The 21,749-nt window shown below is 55.8% G+C and carries 10 protein-coding genes, 2 tRNA genes, 3 rRNA genes and 1 pseudogene; 3 read left to right on the top strand and 13 right to left on the bottom strand.

The annotated features are described in order from the left end of the window. Window positions 1-94: 94 nt before the first annotated feature. The 6 genes and pseudogenes from bcsC to bcsR form a co-directional block, all read right to left on the bottom strand. Window positions 95-3,577, bottom strand: a complete 3,483-nt coding sequence (bcsC, locus tag KTH07_RS21645) for a cellulose synthase complex outer membrane protein BcsC (RefSeq protein WP_032634197.1) — start codon at window positions 3,575-3,577, stop codon at window positions 95-97. Then, window positions 3,559-4,665: a cellulose synthase complex periplasmic endoglucanase BcsZ gene (bcsZ, locus tag KTH07_RS21640; protein ID WP_063162053.1), complete on the bottom strand. Its 1,107-nt coding sequence runs from the start codon at window positions 4,663-4,665 to the stop codon at window positions 3,559-3,561. Before bcsZ ends, bcsC begins: the two co-directional genes overlap by 19 nt. A 6-nt stretch (window positions 4,666-4,671) precedes the next feature. Next, on the bottom strand, window positions 4,672-7,095 hold the full coding sequence (gene bcsB, locus KTH07_RS21635) for a cellulose biosynthesis cyclic di-GMP-binding regulatory protein BcsB (protein ID WP_071591748.1): 2,424 nt from the start codon (window positions 7,093-7,095) through the stop codon (window positions 4,672-4,674). Window positions 7,096-7,105: 10 nt separating this feature from the next. Continuing rightward, window positions 7,106-9,721: pseudogene (bcsA, locus tag KTH07_RS21630) on the bottom strand (UDP-forming cellulose synthase catalytic subunit). Then, window positions 9,718-10,470: a cellulose biosynthesis protein BcsQ gene (gene bcsQ / locus KTH07_RS21625; protein WP_003861177.1), complete on the bottom strand. Its 753-nt coding sequence runs from the start codon at window positions 10,468-10,470 to the stop codon at window positions 9,718-9,720. Before bcsQ ends, bcsA begins: the two are co-directional and overlap by 4 nt. An 11-nt stretch (window positions 10,471-10,481) precedes the next feature. Continuing rightward, window positions 10,482-10,670 (bottom strand): cellulose biosynthesis protein BcsR, encoded by a 189-nt coding sequence (gene bcsR, locus KTH07_RS21620; RefSeq protein ID WP_003861175.1) that lies wholly within the window; start codon window positions 10,668-10,670, stop codon window positions 10,482-10,484. Window positions 10,671-10,843: 173 nt separating this feature from the next. On the opposite strand from bcsR, the gene bcsE reads away from it, so the two are divergent. Genes bcsE through bcsG form a run of 3 tightly spaced genes read left to right on the top strand, consistent with a single transcriptional unit; the run spans window position 10,844 to window position 14,269 of the window. Beyond that, window positions 10,844-12,406, top strand: a complete 1,563-nt coding sequence (gene bcsE, locus KTH07_RS21615; RefSeq protein ID WP_032620964.1) for a cellulose biosynthesis c-di-GMP-binding protein BcsE — start codon at window positions 10,844-10,846, stop codon at window positions 12,404-12,406. Then, window positions 12,403-12,597, top strand: a complete 195-nt coding sequence (gene bcsF / locus KTH07_RS21610) for a cellulose biosynthesis protein BcsF (protein WP_017384193.1) — start codon at window positions 12,403-12,405, stop codon at window positions 12,595-12,597. Before bcsE ends, bcsF begins: the two co-directional genes overlap by 4 nt. Continuing rightward, on the top strand, window positions 12,590-14,269 hold the full coding sequence (bcsG, locus tag KTH07_RS21605; protein WP_017693804.1) for a cellulose biosynthesis protein BcsG: 1,680 nt from the start codon (window positions 12,590-12,592) through the stop codon (window positions 14,267-14,269). Before bcsF ends, bcsG begins: the two co-directional genes overlap by 8 nt. 35 nt (window positions 14,270-14,304) lie before the next feature. Here bcsG and birA read toward each other — a convergent pair whose 3' ends face one another. The 7 genes from birA to KTH07_RS21570 form a co-directional block, all read right to left on the bottom strand. Then, a complete protein-coding gene (gene birA, locus KTH07_RS21600) occupies window positions 14,305-15,267 on the bottom strand; it encodes a bifunctional biotin--[acetyl-CoA-carboxylase] ligase/biotin operon repressor BirA (RefSeq protein ID WP_017384195.1) in 963 nt (320 codons plus the stop codon). Beyond that, the gene (gene murB / locus KTH07_RS21595; protein ID WP_017384196.1) at window positions 15,264-16,292 is read right to left on the bottom strand and encodes a UDP-N-acetylmuramate dehydrogenase; all 1,029 of its coding nucleotides are present in this window, start codon (window positions 16,290-16,292) and stop codon (window positions 15,264-15,266) included. Before murB ends, birA begins: the two co-directional genes overlap by 4 nt. 134 nt (window positions 16,293-16,426) lie before the next feature. Next, window positions 16,427-16,542 (bottom strand): 5S ribosomal RNA (gene rrf / locus KTH07_RS21590). 72 nt (window positions 16,543-16,614) lie between these two features. After that, window positions 16,615-19,519 (bottom strand): 23S ribosomal RNA (locus KTH07_RS21585). Between the two features lie 179 nt (window positions 19,520-19,698). Further along, window positions 19,699-19,774 (bottom strand) — tRNA-Ala (locus tag KTH07_RS21580). A gap of 105 nt (window positions 19,775-19,879) precedes the next feature. Beyond that, window positions 19,880-19,956, bottom strand: a tRNA-Ile gene (locus KTH07_RS21575). Window positions 19,957-20,026: 70 nt separating this feature from the next. Then, window positions 20,027-21,564 (bottom strand): 16S ribosomal RNA (locus KTH07_RS21570). The 16S, 23S and 5S rRNA genes sit together here with 2 tRNA genes alongside, the layout of an rRNA operon. Between the last annotated feature and the right edge of the window lie 185 nt (window positions 21,565-21,749).

Here is a 21,749-nt window from a genome sequence, read left to right as displayed (position 1 = left end):
CAGGGCGCACCAGGGTGTAAACCTGGTGCGCCCGAGTATACCCGATAGCTGCACTTTTAAGAGAGACTTACAATTAGATTAAGAAAAAATCCGATCACCAGTCTGCATAAGGCACCAGCGGTTCCGGTGGTAAGTCCATATCACCTTGCCAGCCCGCGGCAGAATACCGAACGTAGAGCAGCGCATGGCTCGGGGTATAGTCTTTTGCTTCCTGAATATCGACGCCCAGTCCGACAAACCAGTTGGACGTCACGCGGCGTTCAACAATCGCCCTTGCGGTATAACCCGTCCCTGACGAGCTACTTCCGGTTTCCATTACACCTTTATCGGTATAACGGCCTGGCTCATTGTCCGGGATCAGCCCCTGTAACGGATAACGCATCACATCTTTTGTTTTTGAATGAGACCAGGAGACGGAGCCGCCCAGCTCCCATGACCAGTTCTCTGTGCGTTTACGCCAGTTCACCGGTAAGGCGAACGACACATACTCCTGGGGACTGTAGTAACCGCCCTGGCCCAGCGAATAGCCACTTAAATCCTTATCGTAATGCCAGAGCATGTTGGACACGCCCACCGTCAGGCGTTCGTTGTTCTGATTGATGAGCTTGTAGTAATAGCCGGTCATCCAGCGGACGCGCCAGTTATCTTCGACATTCTTCCCGGTGAGGCTGTCGGCACTCAGGCTTGACCAGATCCCGTTAGCTTCGCCTTTGTCGTAGCTCATGCTCACGCCGCCACCGGTGGCACGCACGCCGCCCCAGGTGGTGTCGGTATTGGGATCTTTTTGCCCGGCGAAGGCCAGCACCGAGCTGGAAATCGGACGGCGATGGGCGTTCAGGGTGTAGCCAATCGGCCCTAAATCGTTGCTGTAGCTCAGGCTACCCACCACATCGACCACGTCGAAGCCCATCGGCGTTGTACCGATATCCCACGCCCAGGTTTTGTTCTGCCAGCCGACGGCCACGCTGGCGCCGTTGGCCGACTGGTTCGTGCTGCCGTGACATGGCGTTTCGGCACAGGTACCCCATGTCGGATCGTAGGTTCCGTTATCGGTGTCAAAGGAACCGGCGTTCATATTGACCAGATCGCTACGGAAGAACATACGTCCGTCCGACAGCGGCGCATCAACCTGGAGCATGGTGGTGTGCGCTTTCAGGTCGGAATAGCCCCCCGTGCCGCTGGAGCCCCAGTAGTCGTGTTGCAGCGTGACGTTCAGATCCTGCTGACGATAAAGATCGCCTGCATCGCTGCGCACGCCGCGCTTCAGCCAATCATCTTTCTCATCGTTACGCGTGAGCCGAGTAAAGCTGTCGTTATCGGTCGGACGGGTCGTTGTGATGCCCGATGAGACCATCGCATCTTTCCAGGTGTCCAGCGCCTGCTTAGGCTGACCATTTTGTGCCTGGAAACGGGCGGCATCGCGCATCACCAGCGCACTTTCCATCGAAGGCGGCTGCGATTTGGCCTGCGGAAGAATGGCGTTGAAGGTCTTTTCTGCCGCGGCATGATCACCCAGGCCAGCCTGCGCCATGGCAAGCCGGCGCTGCATATTGATGGAGAGCGGTTCGCCGTTCTGTGCCGCGGGCAGTTTCGCCAGCGCCGCGCGCGCCGCGTCCTTGTTACCCTGGGCAAGAGAGACCTCGGTCAGGCCGAGGATCGCGTCTTCGTTCTGCGGTTCGCGTTGCAGGACGGTGTTGTAGGCGGTTTTCGCGGCCTCATGATCGCCACGCTGTTCAGCCCAGTCCGCCAGCGTCAGGTCGATACGGGTGGACGGAGGCTGCTGGCGAAGCAACGTTTCCGCCTCCTGCTCTTTTCCACTGTCGCGCAGGCGGTTGGCGGTTTCCAGCACCTGGTTACTTTGCAGGCGGTCCGCCAGCGCCTGAATGTTGCCGTTCCACTTGTCGCGCGGCAGCGTGTTCAGATGCGCCAGCGCCGCCCGGTCCTGATCGTTACCGGACAGGTACAGCCCGCTGGCGTAAACCTGATCCGGATCGCCCGGTTTCTGGCTTGCCAGCTGACGCATCAGGTTATCCGCCTGGCTGCGCTGACCCGCGCTATACAGATCGCGTGACAGTCGGTAGGTGATCCACACGTCGCCCGGGGAAAGCGCAAGGCGTCGGCGCTGAATTTCTGCGGCCTGCGCATATTTCCCCTCGCTTTCCAGCTGTTCGGCCTGGGCTGACAGCTGCTCGTTCGTCAGGCTACGTTCTATATCATCAATGCTGCGGCGCTGGCTGGCAGAGAGCGACTGAATAAACTGCGTCGCCTTCTCCGGAGACTGCGCGCGATAAATATTGGCGAGACCGCGTACCGCGTTGCTGTTGCCGCTGTCCATCCGCAACGCCTGGCGGTAATAGCGCTCGGCCGCGTCGTTATCTTTGCGCGCCGCCGCCGCATCACCGAGGCCCAGAACCGCGTAGCTGTCGGTATTGTCGATATTGCGCGCCTGCTGGTAATAGCGTTCGGCCTGGGCCGTATTGTTGGCTTTCAGGGCGTTATCCCCCTGCTGGATCAGCAGCCAGTATCGGTTGACCTTCAGCAGGCTGTCCCATTTGCCCCGGTTATCGCTCTGCGGATCGAGGGCGATCGCCTTTTCAAACTGCGCAACCGCACGCGCGCGATCGCCTTTCTGAGAATAGGCCTGCCCCAGCGCGCCTACGGCTTCACTGTCGGCGTGGTTGGCGCTGACTGCTTTTTGCAACTCCGTTACCGCTTTACTGCCCTGCCCGGCATCCACTGCGGCTAACCCTTCGGCTTTGGCGCGGAACGCCGGATCGGCAAGCTGTTTTTGCTGCGCTTCAAGCTGGGCGCGCGCCGCCGTCACGTTATCGCCATCGCTGAACACGCTCAGGTATTGTTGCAGCGCGGTAACGCTGGCGCTGCTGGCCGGCTGATCTTTGATCTGCTGGTACCACATGTCCGACGCCTGACTGCGGCCATTGTTCGATTTGGCCATCTCCTGTAACACCGAAAACCCTTCATCACGCCGTCCGCTCTGGAACAAAAGCTGTGCCAGCGAGGACTGTAGCGGGACGTTACCCGGACTGCTGGCGTTTATTTTCTTAAGCTGATTAATGGCCTGGTTGCGGCGGGCTGGCTCTTTCGCCACCACGTTCCAGTACTCCGTCGCGATGTCGCCACTGGGCGGCTTACCGTCAAACAGTTTGTCATGCGCGGCAATGGCTTCCTGTGTGTGCCCGGTGGTGGCAAGCAGGCGAGCCTGCTGGAGGGCCTGGCGACCATCCGGCGTGGAGAGCAGCATGGTAGTACGGGAGGACTGATAGGCACTGGAATCGGGCGCCATTCCTTTCAGGCGATCCAGCTCTTTTTGCGCGCCCGCCGTATCGCCCTGTCGTAACAGGTAGCGGAAGCGCGCGGCAATCACGTCCGGGTTGTTGGGGTCGATCAGCTCAAGGCGATAGAGCGACTGGCGCACTAAATCCTCACGCTGGGTGGATTCCCCCAGACGGACCTGTTCCAGCAGCTGTCTCTGCTGCGGGGAGTTGGCGGCCTGGGCCAGGGGCATTAGCGCCAGGCCAAGCGATAAGGTGAGTAGATTCAGTGTGAACGTGCGCATTCCTGGCCCCAGTCCGGTAGTAATTCACCTTGCACGGTGAAACGAAAACGATGCTGATCCCACCCTTGTCCAAAGAGGGTCAGAACGTAGCTGTAATAAGCATTGTTATCGGGAAAACGATCGGCGACGTGCTGGCGTTGCACCGCTTGCGCGTCCCGGTTTTGTAAAAACGGAAGGAGGGAGGCAGAAAACCCTACCGGCCCATCTCCGGTGCGTTTCCCGGTCGCGACGTCCACTTTCTCCGGCGGCAAGCCTTGTTTGATTGTGGTGGTCGCCATGGGCTTGAAACGCGCCAGTAGTCGGGCTTTCTGCGGATCGTTATCGTTCATCATCCCTACCCACAGATAGACGCGAATCGCATCGTAGCTGCCGATCAGGGATGCATCCTGCGACAGCTGCCAGCCGCCCTTTTTCTGGTATTTCACCCAGTTCGGGGAAAATCCTTTAGGCGCGGTCTCCAGCAGCAGACGCAGGTTGGTTTCACGGAGCGTCGTCCACGGCGCGCCAAAACGGGTGAAATAGCTCGCAAGCTGCGGCGGCAGGTAGCTGGGGTTGAAGCGCCAGACGCTCTCTTCGGCAAAACCGACTTTACCCGGCAGCAGCATAGAACCCAACCCCGGCACCTTCACCACTTCCTCACTGGCAATGCGCGTCAACAGCGCCTTACCCGTGCGCGTGTAATCGGGATTTTTCCACAGCCGCCCGGCTTCCAGCAGCGACCAGGCAATCCAGATATCGGCATCAGACGCGGAGTTAGGGTCGATAACCGCCCAGGTTTCGTCGTCCTTTTTCCCCCACAGCCAGGCCGGGAGATGTTGGGTTAAATCTCCCTCGGCAAGGTTATCGCGCGTCCATGCCAGCAGCAGATCGAACGCCTTGCGATCGTTTGCCGCGAGGGCAAAGAACAGTCCGTAGCTTTGCCCTTTGGAGGTGGTGATTTTGCGCGCGTCACTGGGATCAATGACGCGTCCACTTTCGCTCATATAATCCTGCTTGAACGTCTCCCAGGCAGGCCAGCGACAGGCGGCGTGAAGATTCGCCGCCGCCAGCATCAACGCTGCGACTACACACCCGCGAAAGATTTTCATCACCGCTTACTCATGGTCCGGGTTAAGACGACGACGGCTGATGATTCGCAGCAGACGCCACAGTACCCACGCCAGCAGTACAACGCTGAGCGCAGCCAGCACGGCCAGCAGCACCGGGTGGTTAGACAGGGCGTACCACAGGCGTTCGAACCACGGCAGATGACCGACGTAGTAGACATCCCCCACGCGCAGGCTGTTTACCCCCGACTCACGGATCACCGAGACGGAACCGAACATTGCCGCCCGTTTACCGCTGTCGTTCATGGCCGTGTTGAGTAGCTCATACCCGCGAGGGCTGTCCGCCAGCAGGGCGATAACGCTGCGCTGGTCGTTATACGGCGACTGGAAGCCGACAATCGCGGCCATCGGACCCGTTGAGCTTACGGTCGTCCTGATATTGGCCTGACGATCGCCGCTGTCCGGCATGATGCTCGGGAACTCGGTCTGACGCAGCGGCGTGTTAACCCACGACTGAGCCGCCTGCACCAGCAGATCGACGCGCTTCTCGTCTTTCAGCTTGTCCGGAATGTTGCCGATGACCATGATATCGGCATCTTTGTTCTGGATCTGGCTCCCGTCATCCGTCACCGTCACGTTGATAGCCGGCAAGCCGGTTTGCGCCCCGACGGTGCCCATGGTGTCCAGCAGCGTGGTAACCTGGCCTTCGTTGGCCGCTTTTGGCATCACGACAATCGATTCAGAGAGGTCTGCCATGCGGCTGAACGGGAAGCTGGCGTTAGCAAAGGCACGCAGATCCGGCATCGCAATAAAGTGGTAATACTTCGAGAAGTCGATCGTGGAATCATCGCCAATCACCACGTGGTTTTGCACCGGCTGGAAGGTAATACAGTTTTCCACCGATCCACCCGGCATGGGGTTCATATACTGGAAGTTAAACCGCAGCTGGTTCACCGCACCGAGCTTCAGCGCCGGGATCGACACATCGGTTTTGCCATCCAGCAGCCCCTGTAATACAGGCAGACGAAGCATCAACCGGTTTGTCTCCTGGCTGCTGGTCAGGCTGAACGATTGCAGGAACTGGTTGTTGAGGCTGATATCCATGCGCGAGCTGTCTTTGGTCGCCGGCGCGGTGTAACGGTAGTTCAGATTGATATCAATGCCGTTGGTGCGCAGCAGATAGAGATCCGGCGGCAGGTTCAGCGACAGGCTGACAGGAGAAGGTTCAAGCCCGGTTGACTGCAATTGCTCTTCATAGGTTTTCAGTTCGCCAAAGGTGATGGCCCGGTCGGTACGTACCCAGTTCGGCGCATCATAAGGCTTACGTGCCAGCAGCGGTTTCACCTCGTCCACCACAACGCTGTTACCGCGGAACAGGATATTCCCCTGCGCAATGCCTTTCGCCGCCTGCACCAGATCTTTGTCATCACGGCCGAAGATCACCAACAGCTTCACGTACGGATTGTCCGGATGGCTGATCATCTCGATGGTGGGCGCTTTCACCTCCGGATGGTCACGCAGGAAAGCCGGACGTTTGGCGTTGGTGGCAAACACGATCGCGTTTTTGTCCGGCATTTTGTCGTACATGACCGGGAAACTTTGACCACGCCAGCCGGAGCGGGAACCAAACCAGGATGCCACGATAGAGGCCGCCAGCTGTTCGGTCACATCGGGAGAGCCGGCAAAGACCATCGGCAGGTTCAGCGGACGGTTATCACGCGGGTCGAAGAACGGCACCGGGAAGGCGGAGAGATCGTTTTTCAACGCCAGCGGCTGATAGGTCATCTGAAGCGAAGAGTTACGCCCGACATCCAGCCACAGGGTGCTGCTGGCCGGGTTTTCACAGACATCGCGGTAGTGGCCGACAAACTCCAGACGCACGCGGTTAAAGTCGGTGATAAACAGCGGATTAATCGGCACCTGAGCCAGGGTTTTCTTACCCAGTTGCTCTTTGGTGACGGGCAGGACGTCCATCAGCTCGTCATTCAGATAGACCTTAAGCTGGGACTGCACCGGCAGCAGCGACGGCGATGGGGTGTATTCCAGGTTGAGCATCGCTTTCGACACGACTTCATCGCTGCGCATACCGAATTCGATACCGCCATTTGGGTTGATGCCGCGCAGAACCATGCTGCCCGGAGGAGGCGCGATCTGGGCAAACGTCAGCTTAACGTCACGCGACGGCGTATTTTCGGCAACCACCGGCGCACTGGCTCCCGGCACGCCAGGCATGACCTGCCCAACCACCGGGTTGTCGGCGGGCAGCGTATTCCCCGTCGTCGGCTGATTCGGGACGACGTTTTCCGTCTGCCCCGGCGCGGCCGTCACAACCGGATCGGTCGCTTGCGCGACGACAGGCACCGTTGGCGCGGGCGTGGCCGCTGCGTTATCAGGCGCTGCGTTAGCCACTGTTGCAGGGAGCGCACTCATCCCCATTGCCACTGCACATAACCAGGAAAGTTTTGTTTTCATCGCGTTATCATCATTGTTGAGCCATAACCGGGTCCGCTTGCTTCGCTTCATCTCGCTCAGGTCGACGCGGAATGAACGACACGACCCAGGAAACCAGTGAAGTAAGTGACCGGAAAATTAATTTCACCGACGACGGGGCAAATTCTGCAAGGTGACGATAGCCACGGAACCCCAGCTTAAGAATATCCAGCAGGCTTTCCAGAGGCTTATCCTCAGGGAAGCTGTCCTGCCAGAGAGCCCACGTATCCGCGCGGGCAAACGTACACTGCACAAAATCAATGTGTTGCTTTTTGGTCAGCGGCATCAGTTGCAGACCCACTTCATTTCCTCTCACACGCACCACCTGCGTCGGGAAGACATACTCCTGCTGGCCGCGCTTAAGCAGTAGGTTGACCTTCTGCCCCTCCAGCACCTTCGCCTGACCGTTGATCTTGATACCCAGACCGCCATCCGAAAAGTCATGTACGGTACAGGAGAAGAGATGTCCATCGTCGCGGGCAATGGCCGCTGGCATGCTGATTTCGACGCGATGCGCACGGCGAACCTGTTTGCTCTCCACCGATACCGCCACCGCGCCACCGAGGATAATCAGGTTATAAAACACCCACGCCATACTCACGAAGACCGTCAGAATTTCGTTTTCCGGGCCGTAGAAGTAGCGCCAGATCCCAACAATCACGCCCACAATATTCAGCAGCACCAGGAAGATATAGGGCCGGGAGATCACCCAGTCGACATACTCCTCTTCCACCAGCCCGCCCTTCGCGGTGACGTTGAATTTCCCTTTATGCGGGTTAATCAGCGCCACCATGGTTGGCGGCGCGATGTACCAGGCCAGCACCGTTTCGTAAATTTCACTCCAGAAGGAGTGGCGATATTTCCCCTGAATCTTCGAGTTCGTCAGGCTGGCGTGGATCATGTGCGGCAGAACGAACAGGGCAATCATCAGCGCAGGCGCATAGATGATGTAAGCGTGAAGGAGCAGGAACGCCAGCGGCGCAGTGAGGAAGATAAGCCGTGGAATACCGGACAGGAAGTGGAACATGGCGTTGACGTAGCACAGCCGTTGCGCCAGCTTCAGCCCTTTACCCATCAGCGGGTTATCGAGCCTGAAAATTTGCACCATGCCGCGGGCCCAGCGAATACGCTGGCCGATGTGCGCCGACAGGGATTCCGTGGCCAGCCCCGCCGCCTGAGGAATGCGCATGTAGGCGGAGGTATAGCCAAGACGGTGCAGACGCAGCGAGGTGTGCGCATCTTCCGTGACCGTCTCGACGGCGATCCCGCCAATTTCATCCAGCGGTTTCCGGCGGATCACCGCACAGGAGCCGCAGAAGAACGTTGCGTCCCACATGTCGTTCCCGTCCTGCACGAGTCCATAGAACAGCGTGCCCTCGTTCGGGGTTTTACGAAAACGGCCGAGGTTACGTTCAAACGGGTCCGGCGAGAAGAAGTGGTGCGGCGTCTGCATCATCGCCAGCTCTTTCTCCTTCAGGAACCAGCCCATGGTCATTTGCAGGAACGAGCGCGTTGGCACGTGGTCGCAGTCGAAAATAGAGACGAACTCCCCTTTGGCATATTTCAGCGCATTGTTGATGTTACCGGCTTTCGCGTGTTCATGCGTGGTACGGGCGATGTACTCTACCCCCACTTCGTCCGCGAACTGGCGGAACTCGGCACGGCCACCGTCATCGAGGATCCAGATTTTGATTTTATCCTTCGGCCAGTCGATACCCAGCGCGGCGTAAATGGTGTTTTTTACCACCGACAGATCTTCGTTGTAGGTCGGCACGAAAAGGTCAACCGTAGGCCACTGGGTCGTGTCTTTTGGCAGCGGCACCGGCTGTCGATTCAGCGGCCAGATAACCTAGAAGTAACCCAGCACCAGCACGATCCAGGCGTAAGTCTCAGCAAACAGCAGCACTAAGCCGCACACCAGGCTGACCGGATCGTCCCAGTTCAGCGTTGAGGTATATCGCCACCAGATGTAGCGGCAGGAGACGGTCAGCGATAGCACAATCAGCATCAGAGCAGAAAAACGCCCTGGTATGCGCCGCACCAGCAGCGCCACGCCCCACAGCAGGATCAGGAAGGTGAACTGCGCCAGCGGATTGAAGGGCTGGGTAATACAGACCAGCGCAAGAATCAGCGAGAACACCACAACCACGCCGAGAATAAAACGCCGCAAGCCCGGGTGTAGGTGCCCGAGCTCTTTGTGATTATCTAAATGACCCGTTTTGTCGCCCACCCGGTCAGGTAGCCGGTCAAGCCACTGGTGGTAGTGTTCACGCAGGTACTGCACACGATCGAAGCTGCGCCAGCGGGACGTTTTTTTCTCCGCGCCCGTTGAGGTCGTTAGTAGCCAGATGGACTGAATAGCGTAGCGCGCGGGATCCAGCGGACGCGGCTTGTCAGGGTTGATATGCGGATAGAGTTCACCGTGGCGCGCACGAATGCGTTGCCTGCGGGGATGTTCGAGGGGGATGAACATCCACGCCAGAATCATCCACAAACAGCCCAGCGCAGCGCTCAGCGACGAGGCGCCGTGATGACGGTAATGGCGGTAGCGTTCACTTAAGCGCGAACTGACCGGCGGAATGAGCAGCCAGTTAGTCAGGCGGCTCATACTGAACTCCCGGCAGGCTCCGGCCGTTTAGCAAAGTGCAGCAGACACCAGTTGGCCAGCGTCAGGATCTCTTCCGCCGCCAGTGAATCGCTACGGTACTCCCCGAGAGGTTGTTTGGACGCGAGGCACTCCGCCATCGCTTCGTCACGATGGATCACCATCGGCAACAGGCGGCGCTGACTCTGGAGCCAGACCTGGTAGAGATCGTCCTGGATCTGGCTGCCAATGCGCAGATCGTTGATCAGAATATGGGCATTGGCAGGCATCGGCTGCTGATGCAGACGGATATGACAATTCGCATCTACGTTCGCGATGGAGAGCACATGGTCGCACTGCGCCAGCAGCTGGCGGGTCAGCGACGCGGCACCGTGCGGCAGGTCCAGCAGGATCCACTGATAGTGCCCGCTCTCTTTCAGGCTCTGCAATGCGGTGATGAAGCGAGAGAACAGGCGCTGGTACGCGGCTTCATTCCCGCGCTCGGTTTCGGTCAATTGACCAAAGGGAAGCAAATCGAGCTGGGAGGTATAACGCAAACCCGCATCCCGCCAGTCTTTGTCGTCCAGAAGCGCGCGTCCCCAGCCGTTTGCATGCGTAAAGTCGACATTGAATGACATGCGCAGCAAATTATCGGAACAGGCATCAATGACCAGTACCGATTCACCTAATACCTGCAATGACCACGCCAGCGCCGCGGTAACGGAAGTTGTACCCACTCCACCACGGACGCCCTGTAATCCTAGTACAGCCATCAATGGCTTCCTTATTGTTGTTGGGCAAACTCAGCTAATAACGGCCAACGTTTAATAGCCGCCGCCAACTGTTCACGCTGGGAAATATCGGTGTAATCTATTTCAGGCAAAGAAAAAGCCTGCGTGAGTGCCAAAAAATCGTTCTGGAATGTGTAACCCAGACTTGAGTCGACTGGGGTTGCGGGTTCGTTATTTTGCATTCTTTTTTCATCCCTTTGAGTAAAATCATAAGATTCAGATGCAGCGAGGCGTCCTGCCATTAAATTTCATTTACATGCTAAATCTGATGTTCTTTAATTTCAATGTTAGGTTTATTTCTACGCTTTCGCTAGTAAACTGAGAGACATAGAAATTCGACGAAAAGAGGGACACCGTGGACTCCATATTTTCTATTGGCATCCAGTCATTATGGGACGAATTGCGCCACATGCCAGTCGGAGGAGTCTGGTGGGTTAATACGGATCGTAATGAAGATGCCATCAGTCTGGTAAACCAGACGATAGCGGCGCAGGGGAAGGATTCCCGCGTGGCCGTCATTACGATGGGCGAAGAGCCGAAGTCAATCATCAGACTCGACAGTGACCGTGGACCCCAGACAGTACGATTATTTTCCATGCCTGCGGAGGCTGACAGTCTATACTTTTTACCCCACGATATTCAGTGTTCTATTGTTCCTGAACACTATTTACTGATTCTAAAATGCTCTAATGATGGCCTGCAAAATATACCGTCTGAAAAGCTTCTGAAATGGCTGGGAAGAATCAACAGATGGGCAAAAAATCAAAATTGCACCTTATTGGTTGTTAACCCAGGCAGTAATAATGACAAGCTTTTTTCACTTTTAATGAGTGAATACCGTTCTCTCTATGGCCTGGCCAGTATTCGGGTCCAGACCGACAGCCATCTTTACGACGTGGCTTTCTGGTGCAATGAAAAAGGGGTGAGCTCCCGACAACAACTTACCCTCAAACATGTCGGGGATGAGTGGCATCTTGCTCAACAGGAAGAGACGGTAGTTCAGCCACGCAGTGATGAAAAACGTGTTCTGAGCCATATTGCGGTACTGGAAGGTGCGCCTGCACTGTCTGAGCACTGGTCACTGTTCGATACCAATGAAGCCTTATTTGATGAGGCGCGCACCACGCAGGCGGCGACTATTATCTTCTCGTTGATCCAGAATAACCAAATCGAAACGCTGGCAAGGCACATTCACACATTACGTCGCCAGCGCGGCAGCGCGTTAAAAATTGTGGTGCGTGAAAATAATACCAGCCTGCGCGCCACCGATGAGCGCTTATTACTGGGCTGCGGCGCGAATATGGTCATTCCGTGGAATGCTCCCCTGTCGCGCTGTCTGACGCTGATCGAAAGCATCCAGGGCCAGCAGTTTAATCGACATGTTCCGGAAGATATCAGCACCCTGCTTTCAATGACGCAGCCGATGAAACTGCGCGGCTACCAGAAATGGGACACCTTCTGCGATGCGGTGGGCAACATGATGAGCAATACGCTGTTACCGGCAGACGGAAAAGGGGTGATGGTTGCCCTGCGCCCCGTGCCGGGTATTCGCGTTGAGCAGGCGCTCACTCTGTGCCGCCCTAACCGTATCGGGGACATCATGACCATTGGCGATAACCGCCTGGTGCTGTTCCTCTCCTTCTGCCGGGTGAACGATCTGGATACTGCACTTAACCATATCTTCCCGCTTCCTACCGCGGATATCTTCTCGAACCGTATGGTCTGGTTTGAAGATAACCTGATCGCGGCTGAGCTTGTCCAGATGCGTGCCCTGCCACCTGAAAAGTGGGCCAAACCGTTGCCTGTCACAAGCGGCGCCAAACCGGTTCTGAACGCGAAACATGACGGGCATGTCTGGCGACGGGTACCCGAGCCGCTACGCTTACTGGATGAGAACAAGGAGAGCGCGCCATTATGAATATCAGCGATATCATCCAACTGGTTGTTCTGTGCGCGCTGATTTTTTTGCCGCTTGGCTACTATGCACGCCATTCCCTGCGCCGTATTCGCGATACGATCAGATTACTGTTCGTCAAACCTCGCTATATTAAACCCGCCGGAACACTGACTCGCGCTCCGAACGTCAAGGCAAACCGAAAACATGACTAATTCTACCTATACCTCTTCGGCGCCCTCGCCACTCTGGCAATACTGGCGCGGCCTGTCCGGCTGGAATTTCTACTTTCTGGTGAAGTTTGGTCTGCTGTGGGCAGGCTATCTTAATTTCCACCCTCTGCTTAACCTGGTGTTTATGGCATTCCTGCTGATGCCAATCCCGAACTTCAGGCTGCACCGTATACGTCACTGGGTCGCTATCCCCATCGGTTTCGCCCTGTTCTGGCATGATACCTGGCTGCCCGGCCCTGAAAGCATCATGAGCCAGGGCTCCCAGGTCGCAGGTTTCAGTGCGGACTATATGCTCGATCTGGTTGAGCGCTTTATTAACTGGCAGATGATTGGCGCGGTATTTGTCCTGCTGGTTGCCTGGCTGTTCCTGTCTCAGTGGATCCGGGTGACGGTGTTTGTCGTCGCGATTATGATCTGGCTTAACGTCCTGACGCTGACGGGCCCGAGCTTCTCGCTGTGGCCAGCCGGTCAGCCGACGACAACCGTGACCACCACGGGCGGTTCCGCCGCCGCGACCGTTGCGACAGCAGGGGATACGCCTGTGGTTGGGGATATTCCTGCGCAGACTGCACCGCCGACATCCACTAACCTGAACGCGTGGCTCTCCAGTTTTTACGCTGCGGAAGATAAGCGTCAGACGAAATTCCCGGATGCGCTGCCTGCCGATGCTCAGCCGTTTGAGCTGCTGGTCATTAACATCTGTTCTCTGTCCTGGGCTGACGTTGACGCGGCTGGTTTGATGTCGCACCCGCTGTGGTCGCATTTCGATATTCAGTTTAAGGACTTCAACTCGGCCACGTCGTACAGCGGCCCGGCGGCTATCCGCCTGCTGCGCGCCAGCTGCGGACAGCCTTCGCATAAGAACCTCTACCAGCCGGCAGCTAACCAGTGTTATCTGTTTGATAACCTCGCAAAACTGGGCTTTACCCAGCACCTGATGATGGGCCATAACGGTCAGTTCGGTAACTTCCTGAAAGAAGTGCGTGAACAGGGTGGCATGCAGGCCCCGCTGATGGACCAGAAAGGGCTGCCGGTAACGTTGCTGGGCTTTGATGGCTCGCCGGTGTATGACGATACCGCCGTGCTTCAGCGCTGGTTAGATACCGTCGGCAAAGAGGAAGGGACACGTAGTGCGACGTTCTATAACACGCTGCCGCTGCACGACGGGAACCATTATCCCGGCGTGAGTAAAACGGCCGATTATAAGGCCCGTGCTCAGAAGTTCTTTGACGAGCTGAACGCGTTCTTCAACGAGCTGGAAAAATCAGGTCGCAAAGTGATGGTGGTGGTAGTACCAGAACACGGAGGGGCGCTGAAAGGCGACAGGATGCAGGTGTCTGGTCTGCGCGATATCCCAAGCCCGTCCATCACTAACGTTCCGGCCGGGATTAAGTTCTTTGGCATGAAGGCGCCGCATCAGGGAGCGCCCATTGAAATCACCCAGCCAAGCAGCTATCTGGCTATCTCGGAACTGGTTGCTCGCGCTGTAGACGGTAAGCTGTTTGTGGAAGATAGCGTGAATTGGGATCAACTCACCAGCGGGCTGCCGCAGACGGCGGAGGTATCGGAAAACGCCAATGCGGTGGTGATCCAGTATCAGAATAAGCCTTATGTCCGACTGAATGCCGGGGATTGGGTGCCGTATCCGCAGTGATGACCTGCTACACCCTCTCCCCTGTGGGGAGAGGGTTACTCCGCACTTCGTAACGAAATTTCACCGCCCACCCAGGGCTTAATCACGCCATCCTGTTCAAGAAGCAACGCGCCCTGCGCGTCAATGCCGCGTGATGTGCCGTAAATTTCTTTATCTCCAATCAGCAGCTTCACCGGTCGGTTAATAAAGTTATCCAGCTTTTCCCAGCGGGACAGGAATGGCGCTAACCCCTCTTGTTCAAAGAGCGTCAGCGAACTACGCAACTCATTGATCATGCGGACGGCAAGCGTATTGCGATCGATGGTGATCCCCGCTTCCTGCAAGTTGGTCCAGGCCTGGTTCACGACATCGTTCTGCACGTTTCGCATCACCATGTTCAGTCCCGCCCCAATGACGATCTGTGCGGCATCGCCTGTTTTTCCCGTCAGTTCAACCAGGATCCCCGCCAGCTTTCGATCGTTGAGATACAGATCGTTGGGCCATTTTACCCGCACCTGATCGGCACCCAGATCGTGCAGCACCTCTGCCATCACAATGCCGATCACCAGGCTCAGCCCGATGGCCGCAGCTGGCCCCTGTTCAAGCCGCCAATACATGGAAAGGTAGAGGTTGGCGCCAAATGGTGAGAACCACTTACGCCCCCGGCGGCCACGTCCTGCCTGTTGGTACTCGGCAACGCAGGCATCACCGGATTTCAGCTCGCTCAGGCGATCCAGCAGATACTGGTTCGTCGAATCAATGACCGGCAATACCGCGACGTTACCGTGCCCAATCTGGCTGCGGATGACCTCTTCATTCAGTAACTGGATCGGTTCCGGCAGGCTGTAGCCTTTTCCCGGCACCGTAAACACATCCACGCCCCAGTCGCGGAGCGTTTGAATATGCTTATTGATCGCAGCACGGCTCATGCCCAGCTGTTCGCCCAGCTGCTCGCCAGAATGAAACTCGCCATCGGCAAGGATACCGATGAGAGTTAACGGAATAGTATTGTCCTTCACGCAATGGTCTCCACGGCATTCACTTCGCCCGTTCGGCCAATAAAGCGAACTTCAGGCTCCAGCCAGACGTCGAATTTTTCGCCCACGCGCTGGCGCACATGATGCGCCAGGTTGACGACATCTTCACTTGTCGCGTTGGACTGGTTGATCAGTACCAGCGCCTGCTGACGATGAACAGCAGCGCCACCAAGAGTCGTACCTTTTAATTCACACTGATCGATAAGCCAGCCTGCGGCCAGCTTCACGCTACCATCCGCCTGAGGATAATGCGGGGCCGTTGGCCAGCCGGCGAGAAACGCTTTTGCATTTTCGCTGCTGATCACCGGGTTTTTGAAGAAACTACCCGCATTTCCGTTTACTTTCGGGTCCGGGAGCTTGGTCATTCGCATGTGGCAAACGGAATCAAATACCTCACGCGGTGTGACGGTAGCCGGGTCGAGACGGGTCAGATCGCCGTAAGTCAGAGCGGGTTTCCAGGCTTTCGCCAGGCGCAGGCCAACGGCCACAATGACGAAACGATCCTGATAGTCGTGCTTGAAAATGCTGTCGCGATAGCCAAAGCGGCACTGCTCTGCGGTCAGGCGCTTCGCCGTTCCGGTCGCGAGTTCGATACAGTCGACATATTCGCAGACGTGTTTCAGTTCGATGCCGTAGGCACCGATGTTTTGAATAGGAGATGATCCTGCACAGCCCGGGATCAGAGCCAGGTTTTCCAGCCCTGGCATCCCTTTTTCGAGGGTATATTGCACCAGATGGTGCCAGTTCTCGCCAGCACCCACGTGTAAATGCCAGCTGTCAGCGCTCTCTTTACGCTCAATCCCCATGATGCGATTGACGATTACCGTCCCCGCAAAATCATCGAGAAACAGGACATTACTTCCTTCGCCCAGAATAAGTACGGGTTCACCGTTTTCTGTTGCGTTTTGCCATGCATTCAGCAACTGCTGAGCACTGTCGGCACGTACAATTTGATTAGCATTCCGTTGAATACCAAAGGTATTCCAGGGCTTAAGGGAGTGATTCATAGACGCTATCCTGATGCAAAAACCGGGATAGTTTACCGTATATATGGGGGGATAGGTGATTTGTTTATGGAAAGGAAGCAGGTGCACAAACGCAAAAAGGCCATCCTTGCGGATGGCCTCTTCACTTGTTTGATGCCTGGCAGTTCCCTACTCTCACATGGGGAGACCCCACACTACCATCGGCGCTACGGCGTTTCACTTCTGAGTTCGGCATGGGGTCAGGTGGGACCACCGCGCTAAAGCCGCCAGGCAAATTCTGTTAATCTGTATCAAAGCTGAAATTTGATTGTCTGTCTCTTCGCCAAAACACCTTCGGCGTTGTAAGGTTAAGCCTCACGGTTCATTAGTATCGGTTAGCTCAACGCATCGCTGCGCTTACACACCCGACCTATCAACGTCATCGTCTTTAACGTTCCTTCAGGAGACTTAAAGTCTCAGGGAGAACTCATCTCGGGGCAAGTTTCGTGCTTAGATGCTTTCAGCACTTATCTCTTCCGCATTTAGCTACCGGGCAGTGCCATTGGCATGACAACCCGAACACCAGTGATGCGTCCACTCCGGTCCTCTCGTACTAGGAGCAGCCCCCCTCAATTCTCCAGCGCCCACGGCAGATAGGGACCGAACTGTCTCACGACGTTCTAAACCCAGCTCGCGTACCACTTTAAATGGCGAACAGCCATACCCTTGGGACCTACTTCAGCCCCAGGATGTGATGAGCCGACATCGAGGTGCCAAACACCGCCGTCGATATGAACTCTTGGGCGGTATCAGCCTGTTATCCCCGGAGTACCTTTTATCCGTTGAGCGATGGCCCTTCCATTCAGAACCACCGGATCACTATGACCTGCTTTCGCACCTGCTCGCGCCGTCACGCTCGCAGTCAAGCTGGCTTATGCCATTGCACTAACCTCCTGATGTCCGACCAGGATTAGCCAACCTTCGTGCTCCTCCGTTACTCTTTGGGAGGAGACCGCCCCAGTCAAACTACCCACCAGACACTGTCCGCAACCCGGGTAACGGGTCTACGTTAGAACACCAGCCATTAAAGGGTGGTATTTCAAGGTTGGCTCCACGCAGACTGGCGTCCACGCTTCAAAGCCTCCCACCTATCCTACACATCAAGGACCAGTGTTCAGTGTCAAGCTATAGTAAAGGTTCACGGGGTCTTTCCGTCTTGCCGCGGGTACACTGCATCTTCACAGCGAGTTCAATTTCACTGAGTCTCGGGTGGAGACAGCCTGGCCATCATTACGCCATTCGTGCAGGTCGGAACTTACCCGACAAGGAATTTCGCTACCTTAGGACCGTTATAGTTACGGCCGCCGTTTACCGGGGCTTCGATCAAGAGCTTCGCGTTGCCGCTAACCCCATCAATTAACCTTCCGGCACCGGGCAGGCGTCACACCGTATACGTCCACTTTCGTGTTTGCACAGTGCTGTGTTTTTAATAAACAGTTGCAGCCAGCTGGTATCTTCGACTGATTTCAGCTCCACCCGCAGGGGCTTCACCTACACATCAGCGTGCCTTCTCCCGAAGTTACGGCACCATTTTGCCTAGTTCCTTCACCCGAGTTCTCTCAAGCGCCTTGGTATTCTCTACCTGACCACCTGTGTCGGTTTGGGGTACGATTTCGTGTTACCTGATGCTTAGAGGCTTTTCCTGGAAGCAGGGCATTTATCACTTCAGCACCGTAGTGCCTCGTCATCACACCTCAGCGTTAAAAGGTACCGGATTTACCTGGAACCTCCGCCTACATGCTTAAACCGGGACAACCGTCGCCCGGCTGACATAGCCTTCTCCGTCCCCCCTTCGCAGTAACACCAAGTACAGGAATATTAACCTGTTTCCCATCGACTACGCCTTTCGGCCTCGCCTTAGGGTCGACTCACCCTGCCCCGATTAACGTTGGACAGGAACCCTTGGTCTTCCGGCGAGCGGGCTTTTCACCCGCTTTATCGTTACTTATGTCAGCATTCGCACTTCTGATACCTCCAGCATGCCTCACAGCACACCTTCAACGGCTTACAGAACGCTCCCCCTACCCAACAACACATAGTGTCGCTGCCGCAGCTTCGGTGCATGGTTTAGCCCCGTTACATCTTCCGCGCAGGCCGACTCGACCAGTGAGCTATTACGCTTTCTTTAAATGATGGCTGCTTCTAAGCCAACATCCTGGCTGTCTGTGCCTTCCCACATCGTTTCCCACTTAACCATGACTTTGGGACCTTAGCTGGCGGTCTGGGTTGTTTCCCTCTTCACGACGGACGTTAGCACCCGCCGTGTGTCTCCCGTGATAACATTCTTCGGTATTCGTAGTTTGCATCGGGTTGGTAAGCCGGGATGGCCCCCTAGCCGAAACAGTGCTCTACCCCCGAAGATGAGTTCACGAGGCGCTACCTAAATAGCTTTCGGGGAGAACCAGCTATCTCCCGGTTTGATTGGCCTTTCACCCCCAGCCACAGGTCATCCGCTAATTTTTCAACATTAGTCGGTTCGGTCCTCCAGTTAGTGTTACCCAACCTTCAACCTGCCCATGGCTAGATCACCGGGTTTCGGGTCTATACCCTGCAACTTAACGCCCAGTTAAGACTCGGTTTCCCTTCGGCTCCCCTATACGGTTAACCTTGCTACAGAATATAAGTCGCTGACCCATTATACAAAAAGGTACGCAGTCACCCCATAAAGAGGCTCCCACTGCTTGTACGTACACGGTTTCAGGTTCTTTTTCACTCCCCTCGCCGGGGTTCTTTTCGCCTTTCCCTCACGGTACTGGTTCACTATCGGTCAGTCAGGAGTATTTAGCCTTGGAGGATGGTCCCCCCATATTCAGACAGGATACCACGTGTCCCGCCCTACTCTTCGAGTTCACAGCAAGTGTGCTTTCGTGTACGGGACTATCACCCTGTACCGTCGGACTTTCCAGACCGTTCCACTAACACACAAGCTGATTCAGACTCCGGGCTGCTCCCCGTTCGCTCGCCGCTACTGGGGGAATCTCGGTTGATTTCTTTTCCTCGGGGTACTTAGATGTTTCAGTTCCCCCGGTTCGCCTCGTTAACCTATGTATTCAGTTAACGATAGTGCAACGGATTGCACTGGGTTTCCCCATTCGGACATCGCCGGGTCAAAGGTTCATATCACCTCGCCGGCGCTTTTCGCAGATTAGCACGTCCTTCATCGCCTCTGACTGCCAGGGCATCCACCGTGTACGCTTAGTCGCTTAACCTCACAACCCGAAGATGTTTCTTTCGATTCATCACCGACTTGCGAAAATTTGAGAGACTCGAACACACATGAGCTGTGTGTCGTTTCAATTTTCAGCTTGATCCAGATTTTTAAAGAGCAAAACTTCGCAGTGCACCTTTTCAGGTTCACTCTGAAGTTTTCTTGTGTTCGCAGTAAAGATGGTGGAGCTATGCGGGATCGAACCGCAGACCTCCTGCGTGCAAGGCAGGCGCTCTCCCAGCTGAGCTATAGCCCCATCGTAGTCACCTCTGTACCGGTAATTTTTGTTGAGGCAAGGTGTGGTGACACGAAGCATACTTATGTATGTGAGTGTCGCCGCAACGCAGCATCAGCAAAAATTTGGTAGGCCTGAGTGGACTTGAACCACCGACCTCACCCTTATCAGGGGTGCGCTCTAACCACCTGAGCTACAAGCCTGTAGAGGTTTTTTACTGCTGTTTTTCATCAGACAATCTGTGTGAGCACTACAAAGGCAGGTTCTTTAAGGTAAGGAGGTGATCCAACCGCAGGTTCCCCTACGGTTACCTTGTTACGACTTCACCCCAGTCATGAATCACAAAGTGGTAAGCGCCCTCCCGAAGGTTAAGCTACCTACTTCTTTTGCAACCCACTCCCATGGTGTGACGGGCGGTGTGTACAAGGCCCGGGAACGTATTCACCGTGGCATTCTGATCCACGATTACTAGCGATTCCGACTTCATGGAGTCGAGTTGCAGACTCCAATCCGGACTACGACGCACTTTATGAGGTCCGCTTGCTCTCGCGAGGTCGCTTCTCTTTGTATGCGCCATTGTAGCACGTGTGTAGCCCTACTCGTAAGGGCCATGATGACTTGACGTCATCCCCACCTTCCTCCAGTTTATCACTGGCAGTCTCCTTTGAGTTCCCGGCCTAACCGCTGGCAACAAAGGATAAGGGTTGCGCTCGTTGCGGGACTTAACCCAACATTTCACAACACGAGCTGACGACAGCCATGCAGCACCTGTCTCAGAGTTCCCGAAGGCACCAAAGCATCTCTGCTAAGTTCTCTGGATGTCAAGAGTAGGTAAGGTTCTTCGCGTTGCATCGAATTAAACCACATGCTCCACCGCTTGTGCGGGCCCCGTCAATTCATTTGAGTTTTAACCTTGCGGCCGTACTCCCAGGCGGTCGACTTAACGCGTTAGCTCCGGAAGCCACGCCTCAAGGGCACAACCTCCAAGTCGACATCGTTTACGGCGTGGACTACCAGGTATCTAATCCTGTTTGCTCCCCACGCTTTCGCACCTGAGCGTCAGTCTTTGTCCAGGGGGCCGCCTTCGCCACCGGTATTCCTCCAGATCTCTACGCATTTCACCGCTACACCTGGAATTCTACCCCCCTCTACAAGACTCTAGCCTGCCAGTTTCGAATGCAGTTCCCAGGTTGAGCCCGGGGATTTCACATCCGACTTGACAGACCGCCTGCGTGCGCTTTACGCCCAGTAATTCCGATTAACGCTTGCACCCTCCGTATTACCGCGGCTGCTGGCACGGAGTTAGCCGGTGCTTCTTCTGCGGGTAACGTCAATCGACAAGGTTATTAACCTTATCGCCTTCCTCCCCGCTGAAAGTACTTTACAACCCGAAGGCCTTCTTCATACACGCGGCATGGCTGCATCAGGCTTGCGCCCATTGTGCAATATTCCCCACTGCTGCCTCCCGTAGGAGTCTGGACCGTGTCTCAGTTCCAGTGTGGCTGGTCATCCTCTCAGACCAGCTAGGATCGTCGCCTAGGTGAGCCGTTACCCCACCTACTAGCTAATCCCATCTGGGCACATCCGATGGCAAGAGGCCCGAAGGTCCCCCTCTTTGGTCTTGCGACATTATGCGGTATTAGCTACCGTTTCCAGTAGTTATCCCCCTCCATCAGGCAGTTTCCCAGACATTACTCACCCGTCCGCCACTCGTCAGCGAAGCAGCAAGCTGCTTCCTGTTACCGTTCGACTTGCATGTGTTAGGCCTGCCGCCAGCGTTCAATCTGAGCCATGATCAAACTCTTCAATTTAAAAGTTTGATGCTCAATGAATTAAACTTCGTAATGAATTACGTGTTCACTCGTTGAGACTTGGTATTCATTTAGTGTCCGAAGACATTAAGAATCCATGTCACTTTGAGTGCCCACACAGATTGTCTGATAAATTGTTAAAGAGCAGTGCCGCTTCGTTTTCGCTGCGGCGCGGGGTGTGCATA

The sequence above is a fragment of the Enterobacter cloacae complex sp. ECL72 genome (assembly GCF_019056635.1).
Taxonomy (GTDB): domain Bacteria; phylum Pseudomonadota; class Gammaproteobacteria; order Enterobacterales; family Enterobacteriaceae; genus Enterobacter; species Enterobacter hormaechei_C.
The sequence above is the reverse complement of the archived record's forward strand: the minus strand, read 5'-3'. Positions and strand labels throughout refer to the sequence as shown.